General features: G+C 39.6%; 18 protein-coding genes and 2 pseudogenes. 16 read left to right on the forward strand and 4 right to left on the reverse strand.

Annotated elements, in window-relative coordinates:
• The first annotated feature begins 75 nt into the window (after positions 1-75).
• From ACYQ2N_RS12295 to ACYQ2N_RS12315, 5 genes and pseudogenes are all read left to right on the forward strand, one after another.
• A complete protein-coding gene (locus ACYQ2N_RS12295) occupies positions 76-750 on the forward strand; it encodes a type I restriction enzyme HsdR N-terminal domain-containing protein (RefSeq protein WP_459999540.1) in 675 nt (224 codons plus the stop codon).
• A gap of 179 nt (positions 751-929) precedes the next feature.
• On the forward strand, positions 930-1,448 hold the full coding sequence (locus tag ACYQ2N_RS12300; protein ID WP_460000530.1) for a DUF6431 domain-containing protein: 519 nt from the start codon (positions 930-932) through the stop codon (positions 1,446-1,448).
• Positions 1,449-1,496: 48 nt separating this feature from the next.
• Positions 1,497-2,835: pseudogene (locus ACYQ2N_RS12305) on the forward strand (DDE-type integrase/transposase/recombinase).
• A gap of 4 nt (positions 2,836-2,839) precedes the next feature.
• Positions 2,840-3,640 carry an ExeA family protein gene (locus ACYQ2N_RS12310; RefSeq protein ID WP_459999541.1) on the forward strand — a complete coding sequence of 267 codons (801 nt, stop codon included), beginning with the start codon at positions 2,840-2,842 and terminating at the stop codon, positions 3,638-3,640.
• Positions 3,637-3,861, forward strand: a complete 225-nt coding sequence (locus tag ACYQ2N_RS12315) for a DUF5348 domain-containing protein (protein WP_459999542.1) — start codon at positions 3,637-3,639, stop codon at positions 3,859-3,861. Before ACYQ2N_RS12310 ends, ACYQ2N_RS12315 begins: the two co-directional genes overlap by 4 nt.
• 74 nt (positions 3,862-3,935) lie before the next feature.
• On the opposite strand, the gene ACYQ2N_RS12320 is transcribed toward ACYQ2N_RS12315, so the two are convergent.
• Positions 3,936-4,274, reverse strand: coding sequence for a recombinase family protein (locus ACYQ2N_RS12320; RefSeq protein ID WP_459999544.1), 339 nt, complete (start codon positions 4,272-4,274; stop codon positions 3,936-3,938).
• Positions 4,275-4,619: 345 nt separating this feature from the next.
• Between ACYQ2N_RS12320 and ACYQ2N_RS12325 the strand changes: the two genes are divergently transcribed.
• The 4 genes from ACYQ2N_RS12325 to ACYQ2N_RS12340 all read left to right on the forward strand — a co-directional run bounded on the left by ACYQ2N_RS12325 (position 4,620) and on the right by ACYQ2N_RS12340 (position 8,719).
• Entirely contained in the window at positions 4,620-5,693 is a 1,074-nt protein-coding gene (locus tag ACYQ2N_RS12325) for a hypothetical protein (protein ID WP_459999545.1), read from the forward strand.
• A 44-nt stretch (positions 5,694-5,737) separates the two neighbouring features.
• Positions 5,738-7,138: a hypothetical protein gene (locus ACYQ2N_RS12330; protein WP_459999546.1), complete on the forward strand. Its 1,401-nt coding sequence runs from the start codon at positions 5,738-5,740 to the stop codon at positions 7,136-7,138.
• A gap of 182 nt (positions 7,139-7,320) precedes the next feature.
• Positions 7,321-8,157, forward strand: a complete 837-nt coding sequence (locus ACYQ2N_RS12335) for a MerR family transcriptional regulator (RefSeq protein ID WP_459999547.1) — start codon at positions 7,321-7,323, stop codon at positions 8,155-8,157.
• Entirely contained in the window at positions 8,123-8,719 is a 597-nt protein-coding gene (locus tag ACYQ2N_RS12340) for a hypothetical protein (RefSeq protein ID WP_459999549.1), read from the forward strand. The genes ACYQ2N_RS12335 and ACYQ2N_RS12340 overlap by 35 nt, the downstream gene beginning before the upstream one ends.
• A 284-nt stretch (positions 8,720-9,003) precedes the next feature.
• On the opposite strand, the gene ACYQ2N_RS12345 is transcribed toward ACYQ2N_RS12340, so the two are convergent.
• Both ACYQ2N_RS12345 and ACYQ2N_RS12350 read right to left on the reverse strand, forming a co-directional pair.
• Complete coding sequence (locus tag ACYQ2N_RS12345) at positions 9,004-9,681, reverse strand: macro domain-containing protein (protein WP_459999551.1); 678 nt, start codon at positions 9,679-9,681, stop codon at positions 9,004-9,006.
• A gap of 267 nt (positions 9,682-9,948) precedes the next feature.
• A complete protein-coding gene (locus ACYQ2N_RS12350; RefSeq protein WP_459999552.1) occupies positions 9,949-10,467 on the reverse strand; it encodes a TIR domain-containing protein in 519 nt (172 codons plus the stop codon).
• A gap of 253 nt (positions 10,468-10,720) precedes the next feature.
• Between ACYQ2N_RS12350 and ACYQ2N_RS12355 the strand changes: the two genes are divergently transcribed.
• From ACYQ2N_RS12355 to ACYQ2N_RS12380, 6 genes and pseudogenes are all read left to right on the forward strand, one after another.
• Positions 10,721-11,869: a recombinase family protein gene (locus ACYQ2N_RS12355; RefSeq protein WP_459999554.1), complete on the forward strand. Its 1,149-nt coding sequence runs from the start codon at positions 10,721-10,723 to the stop codon at positions 11,867-11,869.
• A 124-nt stretch (positions 11,870-11,993) separates the two neighbouring features.
• Complete coding sequence (locus tag ACYQ2N_RS12360) at positions 11,994-12,764, forward strand: helix-turn-helix domain-containing protein (protein WP_459999556.1); 771 nt, start codon at positions 11,994-11,996, stop codon at positions 12,762-12,764.
• Between the two features lie 117 nt (positions 12,765-12,881).
• Positions 12,882-13,142: a hypothetical protein gene (locus tag ACYQ2N_RS12365; protein WP_459999557.1), complete on the forward strand. Its 261-nt coding sequence runs from the start codon at positions 12,882-12,884 to the stop codon at positions 13,140-13,142.
• 175 nt (positions 13,143-13,317) lie between these two features.
• Positions 13,318-13,479, forward strand: a pseudogene (locus tag ACYQ2N_RS12370) (SEC-C metal-binding domain-containing protein); the annotation flags it as partial.
• Between the two features lie 38 nt (positions 13,480-13,517).
• Positions 13,518-14,627, forward strand: a complete 1,110-nt coding sequence (locus ACYQ2N_RS12375; RefSeq protein WP_459999558.1) for a DUF4268 domain-containing protein — start codon at positions 13,518-13,520, stop codon at positions 14,625-14,627.
• A gap of 28 nt (positions 14,628-14,655) precedes the next feature.
• The gene (locus ACYQ2N_RS12380; RefSeq protein WP_459999560.1) at positions 14,656-15,636 is read left to right on the forward strand and encodes an SEC-C domain-containing protein; all 981 of its coding nucleotides are present in this window, start codon (positions 14,656-14,658) and stop codon (positions 15,634-15,636) included.
• A gap of 409 nt (positions 15,637-16,045) precedes the next feature.
• On the opposite strand, the gene ACYQ2N_RS12385 is transcribed toward ACYQ2N_RS12380, so the two are convergent.
• A complete protein-coding gene (locus ACYQ2N_RS12385) occupies positions 16,046-16,312 on the reverse strand; it encodes a hypothetical protein (protein WP_459999562.1) in 267 nt (88 codons plus the stop codon).
• Between the two features lie 69 nt (positions 16,313-16,381).
• Between ACYQ2N_RS12385 and ACYQ2N_RS12390 the strand changes: the two genes are divergently transcribed.
• A complete protein-coding gene (locus tag ACYQ2N_RS12390; RefSeq protein WP_459999563.1) occupies positions 16,382-16,972 on the forward strand; it encodes a hypothetical protein in 591 nt (196 codons plus the stop codon).
• The last annotated feature ends 11 nt before the right edge of the window (positions 16,973-16,983 follow it).

Genomic DNA, 16,983 nt, shown 5'->3' on the forward strand with positions numbered 1-16,983 from the left:
CCCGACCTAAAACCCTAATACCTGTTCAAAATGAAACGGGGCTTCCGTAGCAAAAAACTACGGAGGCTTTTTTATGTGGGATACAAAGCGATAAAAAAACCTATCCTTTTTGTGGTAAAATGTTGTGGTATTAGGAGTGTGAACAATATGTTATATGAATTCAATTTGGATAAATATTCTCTGCCGGAAAAATACAAAAGGAACGGGCTTGATTGTTTCTTTGATCCGATTAGAAAAAAGCTAATTCAGATAACCCCTGAAGAATGTGTTAGACAAAAAATGATAAAGTTTCTTATTGAAGAAATGGATATACCACAAAACTATATTCGAGTTGAATTTCCATTAGGCAAAGTTGAAAGAGGAGTAAAAGGACGTGCTGATATAGTTGTTCTTGCAGATAGTGAAGATATATCTGTACCGATAATAGTAATAGAATGTAAGGCTCCTACAGTAGAATTAACCGATTTTGTTTTAGAGCAAGTGGTCAAGTATGATAATACTCTTCAATCAAATATTATCGCTATAACTAATGGAAACGAGTTAGTGATGAAAGCCTATACCCAAGATGGAATTTATAGAACCTTAAATAAGATACCAAGCTTTAAGGAAATAATTGAATCGGATAATAAACTAGATTATGTAAAACCAGAAATAATAGAAAGGCCAAAATACCAAGAGTATTTTGATAAGGATTTTATTAAAGAGTTTGAGGATGAGGGAGTCATTGGTGAAGTGTTTCTGCTAGCCTAAAACAACCAAAAGCTGATGGGATTGCCTGTCCGGGAGTTGCCAGATATAATGACCATATCATTGGAAAGGAAAAGGATGCCTCTGTTAACCGTAAACCTGCTCGAACAGGTTCACCAGAGGCATCCCCAACAAGATCATGGTTATTGTATCAAAATATAATCTAATTGAGAACCCTCAGATTGGAGTTTTTTGTTAGGTGTGCAGAGTCCGTCCCTTGTCCGTGTTGCGGAGAACAACTTAGCGTCATCGGAAGCCGGAAAAGGAAATCTAAAAACAGTGTTGGACAAACCAAGGTGCTAGTCATTCGCAGGTTGCGCTGTGTAGAGTGCCGACGAATTCATCACGAATTGCCAGACTGTTTAGTACCTTACAAGCGCTATGAATCCGCCAGCATCGAATGTGTCGTCTCAAAGGACTCTGAATCTTCAGACGTTGCAGCGGATGATGCCACTTTGTACCGAATGCGAGTGTGGTTTAACACCCTACTTCCATACTTTCTTGGTTGTTTAAACTCCATTGCAATCCGTCTTGGACAAGCCCCTGTGGGGGAGCCGTCCGTCCCTTCACTTTCTGCCCACCAAACAATCGGACTTCACATTGGGTATACAGCCGGTTGGCTGGCGAGAATTGTCCGTTTTGTTGTCAATGCAAATTTATGGGTACATACCCGTTCTGCATTCTTGTCCTTAAACACCTAAGGTAGACTGAGAATTGAAATCTGCCTAAGAAAGGAAAGGTGTTTTCGGATGAAAGATCAGAAAAAAGCCGAAGAGATTGCGGCCGAGCGGGTTCAACTTTTGTCACCCCTCCTCGCTGAAGGGCTCGATCCGGCCAAAGCGCGCGAGCTCAAGGCCCAGCTATGCCTAGCGAACGGAATTTCAGAACGAACGCTGCGGCGTTATTTGGCAGCGTATCGACAAGAGGGGTTTGCCGGCTTAAAACCCAAGGGAAAAGGTCGAACTCCAACAAAGGCCATAGCCCCAGAACTTCTTGACCAAGCGATTCTCTTGCGTCGGGAAGTTCCCAGCAGAAGTGTTGCTCAAATCATTCAAATCTTAGAGTGGGAAGGCAAGGCCAAACCCGGTGAACTCAAACGGGCCACCTTGCAAGAAAAGCTCTCAGAACGCGGGTACAGTAGCAGACAGATGCGAATGTATACCGATTCAGGTGTGGCTAGCCGGCGGTTTCAGAAACGGTAGTAATCAATTGTGGCAATCGGACATCAAGTATGGCCCGCACCTTCCTATCGGCCCAAAAGGCTCCATGAAACAAGTTTATCTTGTCAGCTTTATCGATGACGCGACACGGCATGTGTTGCATGGTGCCTTCTACCCGACCCTTGATCACGTGATCGTGGAAGACTGTTTTCGAATGGCCATTCAAAAGTGGGGATTGCCTCAAGCGGTATTCTTCGACAATGGGAAGCAGTATCGAACCAAATGGATGACGCGAGCCTGCTCCAGGCTAGGTATCCGTTTACTCTATGCTAGGCCATACGCGGCTGAGGCTAAGGGCAAAATTGAAAAGTTTAACCGACTTGTCGACGACTTCTTAAGGGAAGCGGCTTTGGAAAAACCTAAGACCCTCGATCGGTTCAATGAGTTATTTCAAGTATGGCTCAGTGAATGTTACCAGAATAAACCGCATACCTCGCTGGAAAATAACATGAGCCCTGAGATAGCTTACCAAAGCGATAAAGAGCCCCTTCGCTTTCCCCAACCAGAGGCTTTGGCCAACGCGTTCTTACATTGTGAATCTCGTAAAGTGGACAAATCCGGCTGCATTAACTTTATGGGCAAAAAATATGAAGTGGGACTCTCTTTTATTGGATGTAGTGTGGATGTGGTTTATGATCCGGCAGACATTAGCGAACTGACCATTGAATATGAGGGACATACTCCTTGGAAAGCCCATGAACTCGTCATCGGGGAGCGTGTCGGCAAGCGTCCGGGACTCCCCGAGTATTTACAACCTCAACCAGCGGATTCATCGAGATTACTCGGAGCAGCCCAGGAGAAAAACCGCAAGCGTCGTGAACGCCAAGCCCCAGCCCTGTCTTTCCGCGCGGCTCATAAGGAGGGCTAAAAACATGTTTGAGGCCTTCTATGGGTTTAACCGAGTACCCTTTTCACGGGATATTCCAACCGATGAACTCTATGAATCCGTCTACCTGGAAGAAACCGTCGGGCGGCTTGAATATGCGGCCGAGCGAAAGTGGTTTGCCGTGGTCACCGGCGACTGTGGGACGGGGAAAACCACCACCATCCGGCGCTATGCACAAACCTTAAATAAAGCGAAATTCAAAGTGCTCTATCTATCCGATTCCAAACTAACCCCTCGGCATTTCTACAAGGGTCTTTTAGAACAACTTGGCTTCGAATCGAAATTTTACCGTGGGGATGCTAAGCGCCAGCTGCATCGGGAAATCGAACTCATGCGTGGCATTCAGCATCTGCAACCGGTCGTGATTGTGGATGAAGCCCATTTATTGGACCGGGAGATGCTGGAGGAAGTAAGGTTTCTGCTCAACATGAATATGGATGCCGAAAGCCCTATGGCCCTCATCCTGGTTGGGCAAAGCGAACTCTGGGATCGCCTTCAGCTTCAGGCTTACGCCGCGATTCGCCAGCGGATCGATTTACAGTGTAAACTGACCCACTATGATCGGGCAGATACTGAAGCTTATATGAAAAAGCACTTAGCCTACGCCGGTTCGACCCATGACATCTTTTCGGATCAAGCCATCGACGACATTTACCGATTCTCGAACGGGGCTGCCCGGCTGATTAACAAAGCCTGCACGCATTGCCTGATGTATGGTGCCCAGAATGGTCATCGGATTATTGATGACCGTATGGTCAAACGGGTAATTGAGGGGGAGCTGTCATGAAGCGTTCATACTACGACTTAAAGTATGACCGTAAAGCCGACCGTTGGACCGTTAATTTGGGAAGCCACACTTATGGATTACACTGCGGAGAATGCTTTGAACTGAGAATCGGGGATCGAAACATCCCTTGTCGCTTGGAGTATGGCAATGCGTGGTATGTCATCCTGGACGATACGCGATTCAATTTGCGAATCCGGGACACCTACAAAGTTAAAATGTAACAGGGGGTGCCCGAGATGCCAAAACCTTCAATATCTTTTCATCACTCCGTGTTGGATCGGCCAACACTGAAAGATTACTTCGTCCGAAGCATTAGCGTGTTTCGTGCAAACCGTGAGATGGATTTGGTAAAGATGAGGTCAATCTTGCCTGCTTTCGCCTGTTTCAGCATAGCTTGAAAACCAGGCCGGTTTTCCTTGGCCCCAGAGATTCCAGCATCAGAAAAAATGCCCATAAACGCGTAAGGCGGATGATTGGCGAACTTGTGCTCATAATAATCGGTCTGGCTGTGCAAAGAATTAAGTTGCTCGTCATGGCTAGTTGAGACACGGACATAGGCACAGACCCTAACCGGACGAAAAGGAGTGACTGAGCGATACTTCCGTGGGATCTGTTTGACAATTCGTGCCGTCATTATTGCGAATCGCCCCCTTGGGTTTTATCGTAGTAATGACTCTGCAAAATCGATAAGTCAAGGGAGTAACGATTAATATAATAGGCACACCCCATTCCTCAAATTATTTGAATTCGGGAAAGGGGTGTTTGACGATTGCTTATGAATGGCAAATTAACTAAGCTTCACAAAGCTTAACTAATTTATAATTGTTTATCTTAGTCAATTTGATTGAAAATAAAGGTAATTGTCCAAATATGGAGAACCTTATTATTTATTTTGATTTATGTATTTTATGAAGAAAGCAAAGCATGGCTGGCTGATCTTCTTTATGAAGTATTCGAACTTAAAAACTGTGAGGTAATTATGGATTCAATTAAGAAAAGATGCTATTGGCAACAGGGCGGCGGTGATGGTGACCGAAACTATATCGACGTTTGTGTTGATTTTTCTGTAATTTTGAATGGCCCTGGTTATGCTGGACCTTTGAACGATGATTCTATAAAAATCCTGCTCGAGGATGGAGTTTCAAAAATAGCGATTGCTGACAGAAAAAGATTCTGCTTTGATATGTCAGATAGTGATATTGTTGCCCTGAAGATCGGGTTGCAAAAGATATATGCAATTGGAGTTATAGTTGGTGGATACATTTGGAGTGATTTATTCTCGGATGTTGATGGCTGGGATATTCAGCATGTTAGAAGAGTAAAATGGCTATGGGTTGCCGATAAAGATCCGGATGGAAATTTTGTACCAAAAGACTTTGGCAAGAATGTCTTAAAACAAGGAACGACCCTTCGACTAGATCATCCCGAGGTTATCAAATGGATAGATAGCCTTAATCTTGATTTTGATAAAGAATACCTGGTGCCAGATTTGCCACCTGATGAACCAAATAACCAAGTGAAAATCGAAGAAATCGCGGAATATCTTTTTTCTAAAGGCACCTCGAGTAATTCCATTGAAAGCTTAGTTTCTGCAATAGATGATTTACAAATGATTGCGAAATGGTATAAATCAGTTGATATAGTATCTGAATTCGAAACCGAGACCTATCTGATTATTCCATTATTAAGAGCTTTAGGCTGGACACCTCAAAAAATGGCTGTTGAGTGGAATAATGTTGATATCGCCATATTCAATCGCTTGCCAAGAACCGCTGAGACCTTAATTGCTGTTGTTGAAGCGAAGAAAAAAGGTAATTCTTGCTTGAGGGCGTATTCTCAAGCGTACAATTATGCAAAGGACAAAGTCAATTGCAATAGGTTAATCGTTAGTGACGGCCTGCGCTATGGAATATTTATTAAAAGAGATGAGAAGTACATACTGCATGCCTATATGAATATCACGGATTTTAGAAGAAACTACGTGATTTACGGTTGCAAAGGAATCCAAGAAGCATTGTGGGCTATGACACCAGATTGGAATATTGATAGTTAGAGAATCATTATTAGAATTTTTGAACAAGTCGATTGGAGAATAATATGAGATCTGTTTTAATTGGTAATGGAATCAATATTCAATTTGGAAACAAGGCTTATTCCAATGACTTTATCATGAAGCGGATTATTTTCAATGCTAATGTGAATCGTTATGATATATTGTTTAATGGCTCGATATCGGGCAAAGAAATTGAGGGCATCTTCAAAGCGTTTGTAGAAATCGCTAATAGTACTATTAACGGCGACTATGATGGAATAGGCAATGCCGATGACCGGGAAGCCATTGAGGACTTCAAGAACAGATATACCACCCCTGTTGAAAAATATTATGAGATTATGCTAGAAGACTGGTTTTTGTTGATCCGATTATTCTTTATTACGAATGCAGACCTAAAGGACCAATGGCAGTCAGCTAAACAGGGTTTTGAACGCATGATTCTTGATGCAATATTTAATGAAGGAATGCTCTCCAGTGTTCATAAAAATATGAACAAGAAGGTGAAACGGTTTTTTGCTGGTTTCGACAATATTTTTTCCTTAAATTACGATAACAATATCGAAGCGTTGACCGGTAAGTGTGTGTTTCATATGCACGGCGACTATTCTGTTCTTGCCGATAGTGAAAACCCTAATACTGTTCAAGGCTATATACGTCAGCAATTAGGACAGTCGGTAGTGATTGATGGATTTCAACATTGCTTTTGCAACGCACTCCTAGATTATAGCGGCGAACTTAAATTCAGACGAGCATCAGATATTAAAAAAGGATCTGCTGAAATGGATCGCTGGCTTGAACTATCAAAGCGTGACGGAATAGAATATGAAAAGCAAATCAAGCAACTGAAAGAAGTAGACAATTATGCCTTTCAGTTCATTAGTACTTACGTACAGAAGCCTACCCTTAAGTTTGGCACAGATTATCATTTTGAGACCTTTAGCAATTTAGAGGGTGAGCTGCATATTATAGGCCTGTCCCCGAATAATGACAGCCATATATTTAAGTGCATTAATAATAGTAAATTAGAGAAAATTTGGTTTTACTATTTTTCAGAAGCAGATAAAGCACTCCCCATTACAAAACCTTATGAATTGATTAATGTAGCTGTTCTATGGAAGTCATTAGATGCCAAAAAGAAAAGATATGCTTGCGCCTATCCCATCCCGAATGGCACAAAGGTAGACGAATTCATAGAGGTATTTAATTCCATATCATTTGACCCAATACCTAAACAAAAAATCATCGATGAAGTAAATTCTATCCCTCAGTTCGAAGCTGATCGGCTGTGCAAATTAGTAAGGGCAGAACTTGAATTGCAAAAAGAACGTGGGAACCCTAAAAGCGAAGATGAGCTGTTTACAAACTTCAAGGAGATCAGCCGCATTGGGTTGCGTGAAGGGGTTTTGCCACCAGCACTGCTGATGCTATATATAATGAATATATAAAACTATAAAGCTTAAGGTATTTAAATCAAGAAACCAGATGTGCATTTTTAAGGGGTATGCAAATTGGTTTCTATTTTTTTCTATGGATAAATGTATAGCGTCAGAAAATTTATCATTTATCAATAAAGCTTGCCTTGCCCCAAGGACAATGTTGTAGAATGTAATTGCATGGAGGTGATGCTGTGAAATATACCGTTAAGTGGGTGGAAAAAAACCTCGGAATAACCCGAAAAGCGTTACGAATTTACGAAGAGAAAGGTTTAATGGACAAGACAACTTTCCAAAACCCTGACAATAAATATCGTGAGTACAGCGGTGAAGATATTGAGAGAATTTGGTGTTACCGATTGCTACAGGGTGTTGGCTACTCATTAAATGACATTGTTGAGATGACACAAAATGCTGAGTTTGATTTTCAAGCCTCTCTCAGCGAAAGAATCATTGATTTGGAGAGAAAAAAAGCTGAAATTGAACAGTACATTGGTTTTGCAAAAGCACTGAAACTAACAGGGTCTTTTCCATTACCGAAGGAAATGGGCAGTATAAGGTTTGAAGATTTCATAAAATATGCCCGCGAGTATTGGAATGTAAATACAGATCCGCAAATGTCAACGATGCATAACTTGGTTGAAACTATCCTCAATAAAACCGAATCAGAATTGACGGAGTCAGATCTTGAGCAAGTAGAGACTGCTTTTGACGGTTTTGATGTGGATGATTTTCTTATACTCCATGAGTATTACATTGAACTTGTGGAACGCAAAGAATTAGGTGTCTCACATCCAGTGGTGCAAACTCTTGTGAATCTTATTTATGGGTACTATTGCGAGCATTTATTTCCAGCAGAAATTATTGAGGGTATGACACCACAGAAATTTGTGAGGTATATTGTCCGTTCATTTACTGTAGGGGACATCGCCGTGATTCACGAAAGGAATTACGGAAAGGATGGATGTAAGTTTATTGCTGAAGCACTCGCGCACTTTGGTGGCTATTCAAGCATTAAAGATATACATTAACTATCAAATTATGAAGGAAAGAGAGATGAGTCACATGGAAGAAAAAAAGTCCCTGCTTACGTGGGTTAAAGAACACAAAACAGAACTGATTATTTTAGGCGTGACCGCTGTTGGCACAATTCTGGTTATTAAAAATTGGGATTCCATCAAGAGCGTATTTAAATCCTCTAATTCTATTTCAACTCCCGTTGTAAAAATTGAGCCTGTAGTTGAAAAAGTGGTTGTTCCGGTGATTTCCAGCGAGGTTTTAGATAATCTTACTGGAAACAAGTTGACGGCTACTGAGTTGGGAAACAAGGTGTGGTGTTCTGCACAGGCAATTAACAAGAAAATTGTTGCAGCAGGATTGGCTACGAAACTGCCCTGCGGAGAGTATTCTCTTACAGAAGCGGGACGCTTACTTGGGGAACACACTTGGAAGACCACACGGGCTGGACATTCCTTCTCAAACATTGAGTGGGATGAGAAAATCTTGGAGATTATTTTCAACGCCGAGGAACTACTGGAAATAACAAATAAGCAGAAAATCGCTCACGAAATTTTGAGCAGATCTGCCGCATAAAAAGGAGGTGGTCTTCTCCCCGAAAATAAGGCCTACTCAAAATTAGTGAAAATCATAAAAAGCATGATTAATATACTGATTATACTGCCTATGCACACCCCTATAAAAGTTGCACACCCCCCTCAAATTATTTGAATTTAGGAAAGGGGTGTGCATTTTTCTGTACCTTGAAGAAGACCTGTAATTCTGCGAAATAGGATAACCGGAAGGTATCTTCCGCAGTTCACAAGCAACAGGATTACACGATTATAAACATAATGAGCAATTAAAAAAAGAGCAGCGCATTATCGAAAATTCGGATTGTGCTGAATATGAAAGAAATCAATATCCGAAGCGTCGGCCTTATAAATTATGATATTTATACTCCGGAATCCGTATGTGTTATGAAATCCACTTATTTTTAAAGACCATAACATCGTTTCCAACAGTTCTTGTTTTGACGGTTTTCCGTTTCGGAATCTAGTGACACCAGCGCCTACCAATGGGAGGTTTATTGTCCTACCAGCATATATCTGATCTGTGTTTTCCCAGAAACGCATCCAAAAAGTTGTATATTCCTCAGCTGATAAAAATGCTTTGTTTTTAGAATCAAATTTTGTAAATGCTGCAAGAATATAAGATTCAAACTCAATTAAACTGCCTAACTTATAACTTATTTTCTTTCCCTTTTCCCGATTCGGGTTCTCTGTCTTATTTTCCGGTGCATTGAGAACTTCATCTTCCTCTATTATTTTATTTAACGCATCAAGCTTATCATTTGCAATTAACCTGTTTATGTACTGACCATGCAATGTTGTTTCTGACACAATTCTATTATCTACAATAACATCAAAGTAATCATTGACAGGAATAACGCAGATTTCTTTCTTCTTTGCTTCGGCATCTTTACCCATCAGTTCAAAAATATCGCCGATTTTAACAATAATCTTTGTTCCATTAATCTTCAGATGAACTTCATCCAAATTGTTGGCATCATACCACATTTTAATAAATATTATAAAAAGTACAACAATGAAAATACTAGCACATATTATATTCGCCGGATAGAATTGTGCAGTTATAATAAAGGAAGTAATTGTTACTAAAGAGCTAATTACGCCAATATACGAGAGATAGTTTCTCCACAGAGTGCGATCATACCACGTTATTTTTGAAAAAAGATTCTTTATGGCATTCCATCTATTCAAAATGCTACATCACCCGCTCTATACCAACGTCTGAACTTGCAATTATTCATCAAATGCTTTTTTTACTGCATCATAATCCCAGTAGGTTTTTCCGTCAGTGCCTTTCTTCCACATAGCTGTATGTGTACCAACGTCTTTAACAGCTGAAGGACATTTTTCTTTATTCACAGTTGTTGATTTATACAAAACTACTATCTTTATTTTTGCTTCTACTGCTTTATCACACTCGAATTTTATATAACTGCGATAATCTACAGAATATCCTTTGGCGCAGCTAGATGTATGACTGTTATAGCTTCCACAATACGAACAGCTACCTTTTGTTACAGTATTAGTGCTGCTTCCAACAATCAAGACGAATGTCTTGGATGCATCCATTCTCGTTTTCAAAGATGATTTAATTGTGCAGTATAAACTGCTATCTCTTGATTGTGTTAATTCATGTGCATCATGAAAACTCAAACTCCACTTTTTGCCATCATTCCATTCATGAAGCTTTTTGACCGCGTCTTCATCGGTATCCCAATCCGCAGCAATATATGTTTTAGTTCTATTAGCCATAAAATTTACCTCCTTAAATCACGTAATGATTACACTATATAAATTCTTACGTAATAGTTCGACCTTCTAATTAGGATACCTGCTTAATTTAGACAAACATTCCCAATTTCTTAATCCCACCAGATAAAAAACTGTCAACTCTATAAATGAGTGAACAGCTTGTATCAACTTAAATTGTGAGTACCTAAAATGCACACCCCTATAAAAAATGCACACCCCCAATCCGCAAATCGTTGAAAATTAGGAAGGGGGTGTGCATTTTATCAATTTGTATTACTGTTTCCAGGAAGAAAGCCGCTCCATATCCGAGAATGTAACATGGGGGCAGCGCAAGCGCATGGCGGATGGAAAAATCAGTCTTCCATACGGCCAGTTCCTTGGTTACGAAAAGGGAGAGGATGGTCTGCCTAAGATTATAGAATCTGAAGCTGAGATTGTGCGAATGATATTTAGGTTATTTATGGAGGGTAAAACACCTTCGGCGATTGCAAAGCAGCTAGCCAGTCAGGGTATTCCGTCGCCTGCAGGGAAAAAGACATGGCAGGTGGCCACGGTGAAAAGCATTCTGACCAATGAGAAATATAAGGGCGATGCCCTTCTTCAGAAACGCTTTACGGTTGATTTTCTCACCAAAGCCACTAAAGTCAACGAGGGTGAGGTTCCGCAATATTATGTTCAGAACAGCCACCCAGCCATTATCGAGCCTGAAGAGTTCGACGCGGTTCAGGCAGAAATCGAGCGGCGCAAGGGTCTCGGCAGGCCATCCGGCTGCAACAGTCCTTTCACGGCGAAGATTGTCTGCGGTGATTGCGGCGGTTTTTACGGTTCTAAAGTCTGGGGTTCCAACACAAAATACCGCCGGGTAATCTGGCGGTGCAATGAAAAATACAAGGGTGACAAAAGGTGTAATACGCCGCACGTAACCGAGGATGATGTGAAACAGCGTTTTCTCACAACGTTTAACACGCTGATGGGAGACCGAGAGGAACTGCTTGCTAATTGCCGTCTCTCCCAGAGTATCCTTTGCGACTGCTCAGAGATTGATGCCGAGCTTGAGGAACTGAGGCGTGAAATCGAAGTGATTACTGAATTGTCAAAAAAGGCAATCTATGAGAACGCCCGCATCGCTGTCAGCCAGGATGAATGGAGTGAGCGCAACAACATCTATCTTGAGCGGCACCGTAAAGCCACGGAGCGGGTGGCTGAACTTGAGAAGCTGAAGTGTGAGCGCCAGAATAAAGCTCTGATGCTTGAGACTTTTATCAAGGGTTTTGAATCACGTCCGCTGATTTTAGAAGAATTCGACGAGAAGCTTTGGGCGGTATCAGTCGGGAAAGTCAAGGTTATGCTAGACGGCAGGATGGTATTCAGCTTCAAGGATGGCACGGAGATTGAAGCATAGATTTATGCAAAAGCGAGATAACACCCGAAACGTCATTCTTTTTAGAATAAATGTGGCAATAACTGTTTGACCTTATTGTAACGATGCGTTACAATAAGGTCAAACAGTTATTGGAGGGTTCTCGGTGGACATTACAGAAAAACTATTCCGAGAGAATTATCTATTTACGCGGGAAGACATTTTAAAGTCATTGGAACTATTTGTTGAACACGAAAGATTAAATGAAGAGCCAGCTTATTCAAATGAAGTTGTAAAAAACAGAGTAAAACTTTGCGAAAAATTTATTGCAGCAGTAAAGAAATGCAAACTTCCGGTTTTGACAGAACTTTGGTGGTACTATGAATATCAGTTTCTTGGAAATCGTATGGAGCTAAATCTCTGCCAAGCTGATGATATTGAAGTTGAAAATAACGAGATCAGCAGCATGACCTCAACCGTAGAGCACACATTAATCACGGTTGAATGCGATTACCTTACAGTTGAGCAATATGCCTCTATGCTTGGAATTGAGCCTGTTACGGTAAGGCAATGGATTAGACGTGGGAAATTAAGACATGCAAAAAAGAATGGTCGCGATTGGTTGATTCCCAACACAGAAGATAAGCCTCATAGAGGCTTTACCAGTGTGCAGTATATAGTAGAAAAAGATGCTCAAATTGAAAGTGATGAATTCCCGCTGCTGTCAGCATGTGACTCGATAACAATTTTGCAAGATCAAAATAAGAAGAGCCAATTTATTTGTTACCTTAATAATTATAAAACTAAATTCCACAGCGTGCTTGAACTGACAAGAAGTGAAGTTGAACGATTGGAACATACAATTATTGAATCTGGTAAAGCAAGAGTTGAAGGGAATATCCAATATGTCCCTTATATTAGATATACAGAAGACTGAGCATTCTGCATCATTGAAACATTTAAACAAAATATTAAAAAATCAAAAGTACAGATTTATAATGCAAGAGTATCGTTTGAGGATGTTTATCAAAAAGATAATTTATCACCGGATTTATTGGAGAATATAAAAAGTGCAGATATTTTATTGCTTTCTCATGAGGATTTTAAAGGGTATAAAAATTGTTTTCCTGAACAAACTTACCAGTTTTATTCGTTTTTAAAGAAAGAAGCAGTAAAGCATGATTTGTCAGTTGATATTGGAGCTTCGGATGAGGAATACAAGGAACTTGAACTTCATGCTGATGTTGTTAACATTTCTGAAGTATTAATTCAATGGACATTATTCCCTGTTGTAACAGGGATGATAGCTGCGTAGTTATACGATTTAGTTAAAATGAACGCATGTATTATACACTGATTTGTTTCCAGAGAGTATGGAGTATAATTACGAAGCTTTAGATACTTTATTTATGGGACTAAATACTCCATATGATAGATGGAATTTAGATATTGAAAAAAAGATTAAATAAGCGGAATTTGAAAAAGCTGAAAGAAACAAACCTTGCCCTTGTGGAAGCGGTAAAAAGTATAAAAAATGCTGTTGTGGTACTGATGCAGAGACAACGGTTCATAATAAAATTACTTTGTTGGACAATCCAAATGTTAAGCCTGTACCATATAAAACAATAGGCACATGGAAAAATAAAAGCTGATTTGTCCCGAAGCATCTATTTTGAAAGGTGTGGTGAAGTTGTTTTTAGTAAACAAAAGTAAGAATGAGGCTGTATCGCTTGAAAGAAAAACATTTCAGGAGCTTGGATTTAAAGAAAGAAAGCACCTTCAGGAATGGATTTGCAAGAATACAGAAATGCTCGGTGAAAGGTTATTAATAATCCAAAAAGAGTTTAGTGGTTTTGATGATACGAATGAGAGATTGGATTTACTTGCTGTTGATGAAAGTGGAGATCTTGTCATTATTGAGAATAAGCTTGATGATACAGGTCGAGATGTTACATGGCAAGCTTTGAAATATGTATCATATTGCTCTGGATTATCAAAGGCAGACATCAGGGATATTTTCCAAAAATATCTTGATACTCAGAACGTTACAGAAGGCGCAGATCAAATTCTATCTGAGTTTTTGGGAGTTGAAGATTTTAGCGAGGCAGAAATCAATAAAGGCGACCAGAGAATAATACTAATTGCTGCAAGCTTCAGAAAAGAGGTAACCTCCACCGTAATGTGGCTTTTAGACCACAATATAAAAATCAAATGCATCAAGGTGACTCCCTATACTCTTGAAGATAACGTTCTCATAGATACTGAACAGATTATACCGGTAAAAGATGCTGAAGACTATTTGAAAAAGCTTGCCAACAAGAAGCAAGAAGAGTTTATCAATAAAGAAAAGAATCAAACAAGGCATACAGTGAGGCTGAAATTTTGGGCTAAGCTGCTGCAAAAAATGAATGAAAAGTCGGACTTGTTCAAGAATATCAGTCCTTCAAAAGATAACTGGATTAGCTGCGGTTCCGGTCACAGCGGTTTGGGTTATGTGTATGTTATAACCGGTAATTTTGCGAGAATAGAGCTTTGGATTAATAAAGGTGCGAAAGAGGAAAATAAGCAGATTTTTGATAAAATACATTCTCGTAAAGAGCAAATAGAATCAAGATTTGGACATGAGCTTGATTGGCAGCGTTTGGATGATGGAAAAGGCAGTAGAGTAGCTTATTATTTACGGGATGTCAGTGTCTTCAATGAAGAGGACTGGGATAAAATGATTGAATTCATGACAAGTAATATGATCAAATTTGAAAAGGCAATGAAGGATGTGTTGCCTGAAGTTTTAAAGAAGTAGATTTTGCCAGGAAAAGTCAGGAGGTAAAATGTCTAAAAGAATCCCCAAAAACTCAATATGTTCTTTATGTAACTCTGGACTTAAATACAAAGATTGCTGCGGAAAAGGAGAGCCTCTCAGAGGAACTACCATGAGATTTATAAGTTCTGAGAGATTAAACACCTCTACATTTGAAAAAAGTATCTATGAATCTTTAGGACATTATCCTGATGATTATATAAATCCGGTTAAATCACTACGGGATGTAATTTATGTTTTATTTGATGAATCTAATATAGGAGACCATTATGCGGTAAGTGGTATTGTTGTATTAAAGTCTGAAATAAAAAAGAACACTGGTATATATCAAAAGTTACGAGAACTTGTTGAACGATATAATATTGATTATATACACTTTACGGACATTTTAGGTCGCAAAAACATACTTGGTGGCAACAAGAGGGCGTTTTTAAAGGAGTATTCAAGTATCGCTAAAGAGCTTGACATGAAACCTTTTACAATCTGTATGACTGAGAATGAAATTAAGCGTTTATTAGGAATATCATCAATTTCTAAAGAACAATGTTATATGGCTTTGACTTGGAGATTGATGTTTAATGTGTTAATTCATTTAACGTATACATATGGCAATGAATTAATTATAGAAATGTGGCGTGAAAATGAAAATATCACAACAGACAAGAGACTACTCCACCAGATAAATGCTGAAGGAGTAATAAAAGACTTTCCATTTGCTCATATTTCAATATATCGCCATTATATACTCTTTATGAAAGAAGAGTTGCTCTTCAGCTCTATTTCTGATTTTGTAGCTTATTTGACTATTGGCTTATACCCTAAGTTTAATTCTAAGTATTCTAAAAAAGAGCTTGCAAATAATTATTATGATTTACTTGTAGCTTTTAACGAAATATTTGATGATACAAAAGGAATGAAGAGTGATGAGCTTGATGCAATAATAAATATTGTTAAGGAAAGAGAGCTGTATCGGCAGTCTATTGGAAAGTGAACAATTGAACCCCTTGTACCTTTTTTATGAAAACATAAAAAATAGCGGTGCTTGGAAGGGTGTGCAAAATGCCCCCCCAGTCTAACTTCTAACGTTTTCAGAGAGCAGGGTGTGCATTGTATCATTTGATAGTAGATTGGCCAACTAAGTACTCAATCTTTGATACAATAAAAGAACATTAAAAGTCCAGTATTACTGGGCTTTTCGGCTTTTAAGGGCAGATTGAGCACCGTTCGAAGCGGTGCTTTTTCGTTTTTTGCACCCTTTTCGTTAAAAGATGGACCCCCCTTGGGGACAAGTCCTACCTATCGTTAAAAAGTATAGGCATCGTTAAAAGGTTTGAGGAAACGTTAAGTTGTGTAAAAATTGTTGCCGTCCATTTTGCCTCTCTCAACTCCTGTTATTGTTTTTAATCACGTTTCACCTTATAGTACTCAAGAACTTCAAGAATTGCCGCGTCGTTGGTACTATAATCCTCCTCCGTGAAACGGTTTTTTGCAACTATTTCTTTTAGCGTTGCGCTTTGTTCATCAGTGAGAGAATTGAATTTTTGCCACCATTCGTTGGTCTGGTCACACTCGTCTTCATAGTGTACCTCTTTTCCTTTGAGTTTGTAATACAGTTCTCTTTTGATTTTGTCATACTTATATCTATAAATTATCATTGCCTCTTGCATCCAGAGTATTTTCCTGAATTCGTCAACGTCACACCCAAAGATAGGGCGACAGCTTGTGTCCAGGATAAGATGATTGAACGTGAAAAAGAACTTGTTGCCGAACTTGTCCGAGAAGGCAAGTTGAATCAGGATAACTATCTCATTAAAGATGGTTCATTGGAATATAGACCTACTCAGAAAGATAAAGCGAACAAAAAAAGCTACCAAACTTTTAAAAACAATTACAGCTGGGTTTTAGGGGCTTCAAAGAATTTCAACCCCGAGGTCTGCCTGGATGTCAATGGAAAACCAAATCCGGGGTTTATAGCCGATTTGCCCCTTTACCACAGAACACCTGTGGCTTGTTATGAAAACCCAGATTACTTAGGTGACGTACAGTTTGCCGTTTGGTATATAAGACTACGTGACCAACAGAGAACACGGTCGCCTTTTGATGGAATCCTTAAAATTGAAAAAATACTCGTTACAGACGAGGAAGTGAGCGAAGGTATCAACAGCGAATTGGTTGATACCTTGAGCGCTTACCTAATCAATGAACGAAATCCTGTGTGCTATGGCTCAGATTTAAGATGGGCGAACCATATCTACCCGGTATACTTGACGGAGTCGTTTGTCAAATCAAAATATCTTAGTGCAGATAGCTTTTTGCAATTATTCTGAGGAGGAGAAAA

It is taken from the genome of Paradesulfitobacterium aromaticivorans (assembly GCF_054657415.1).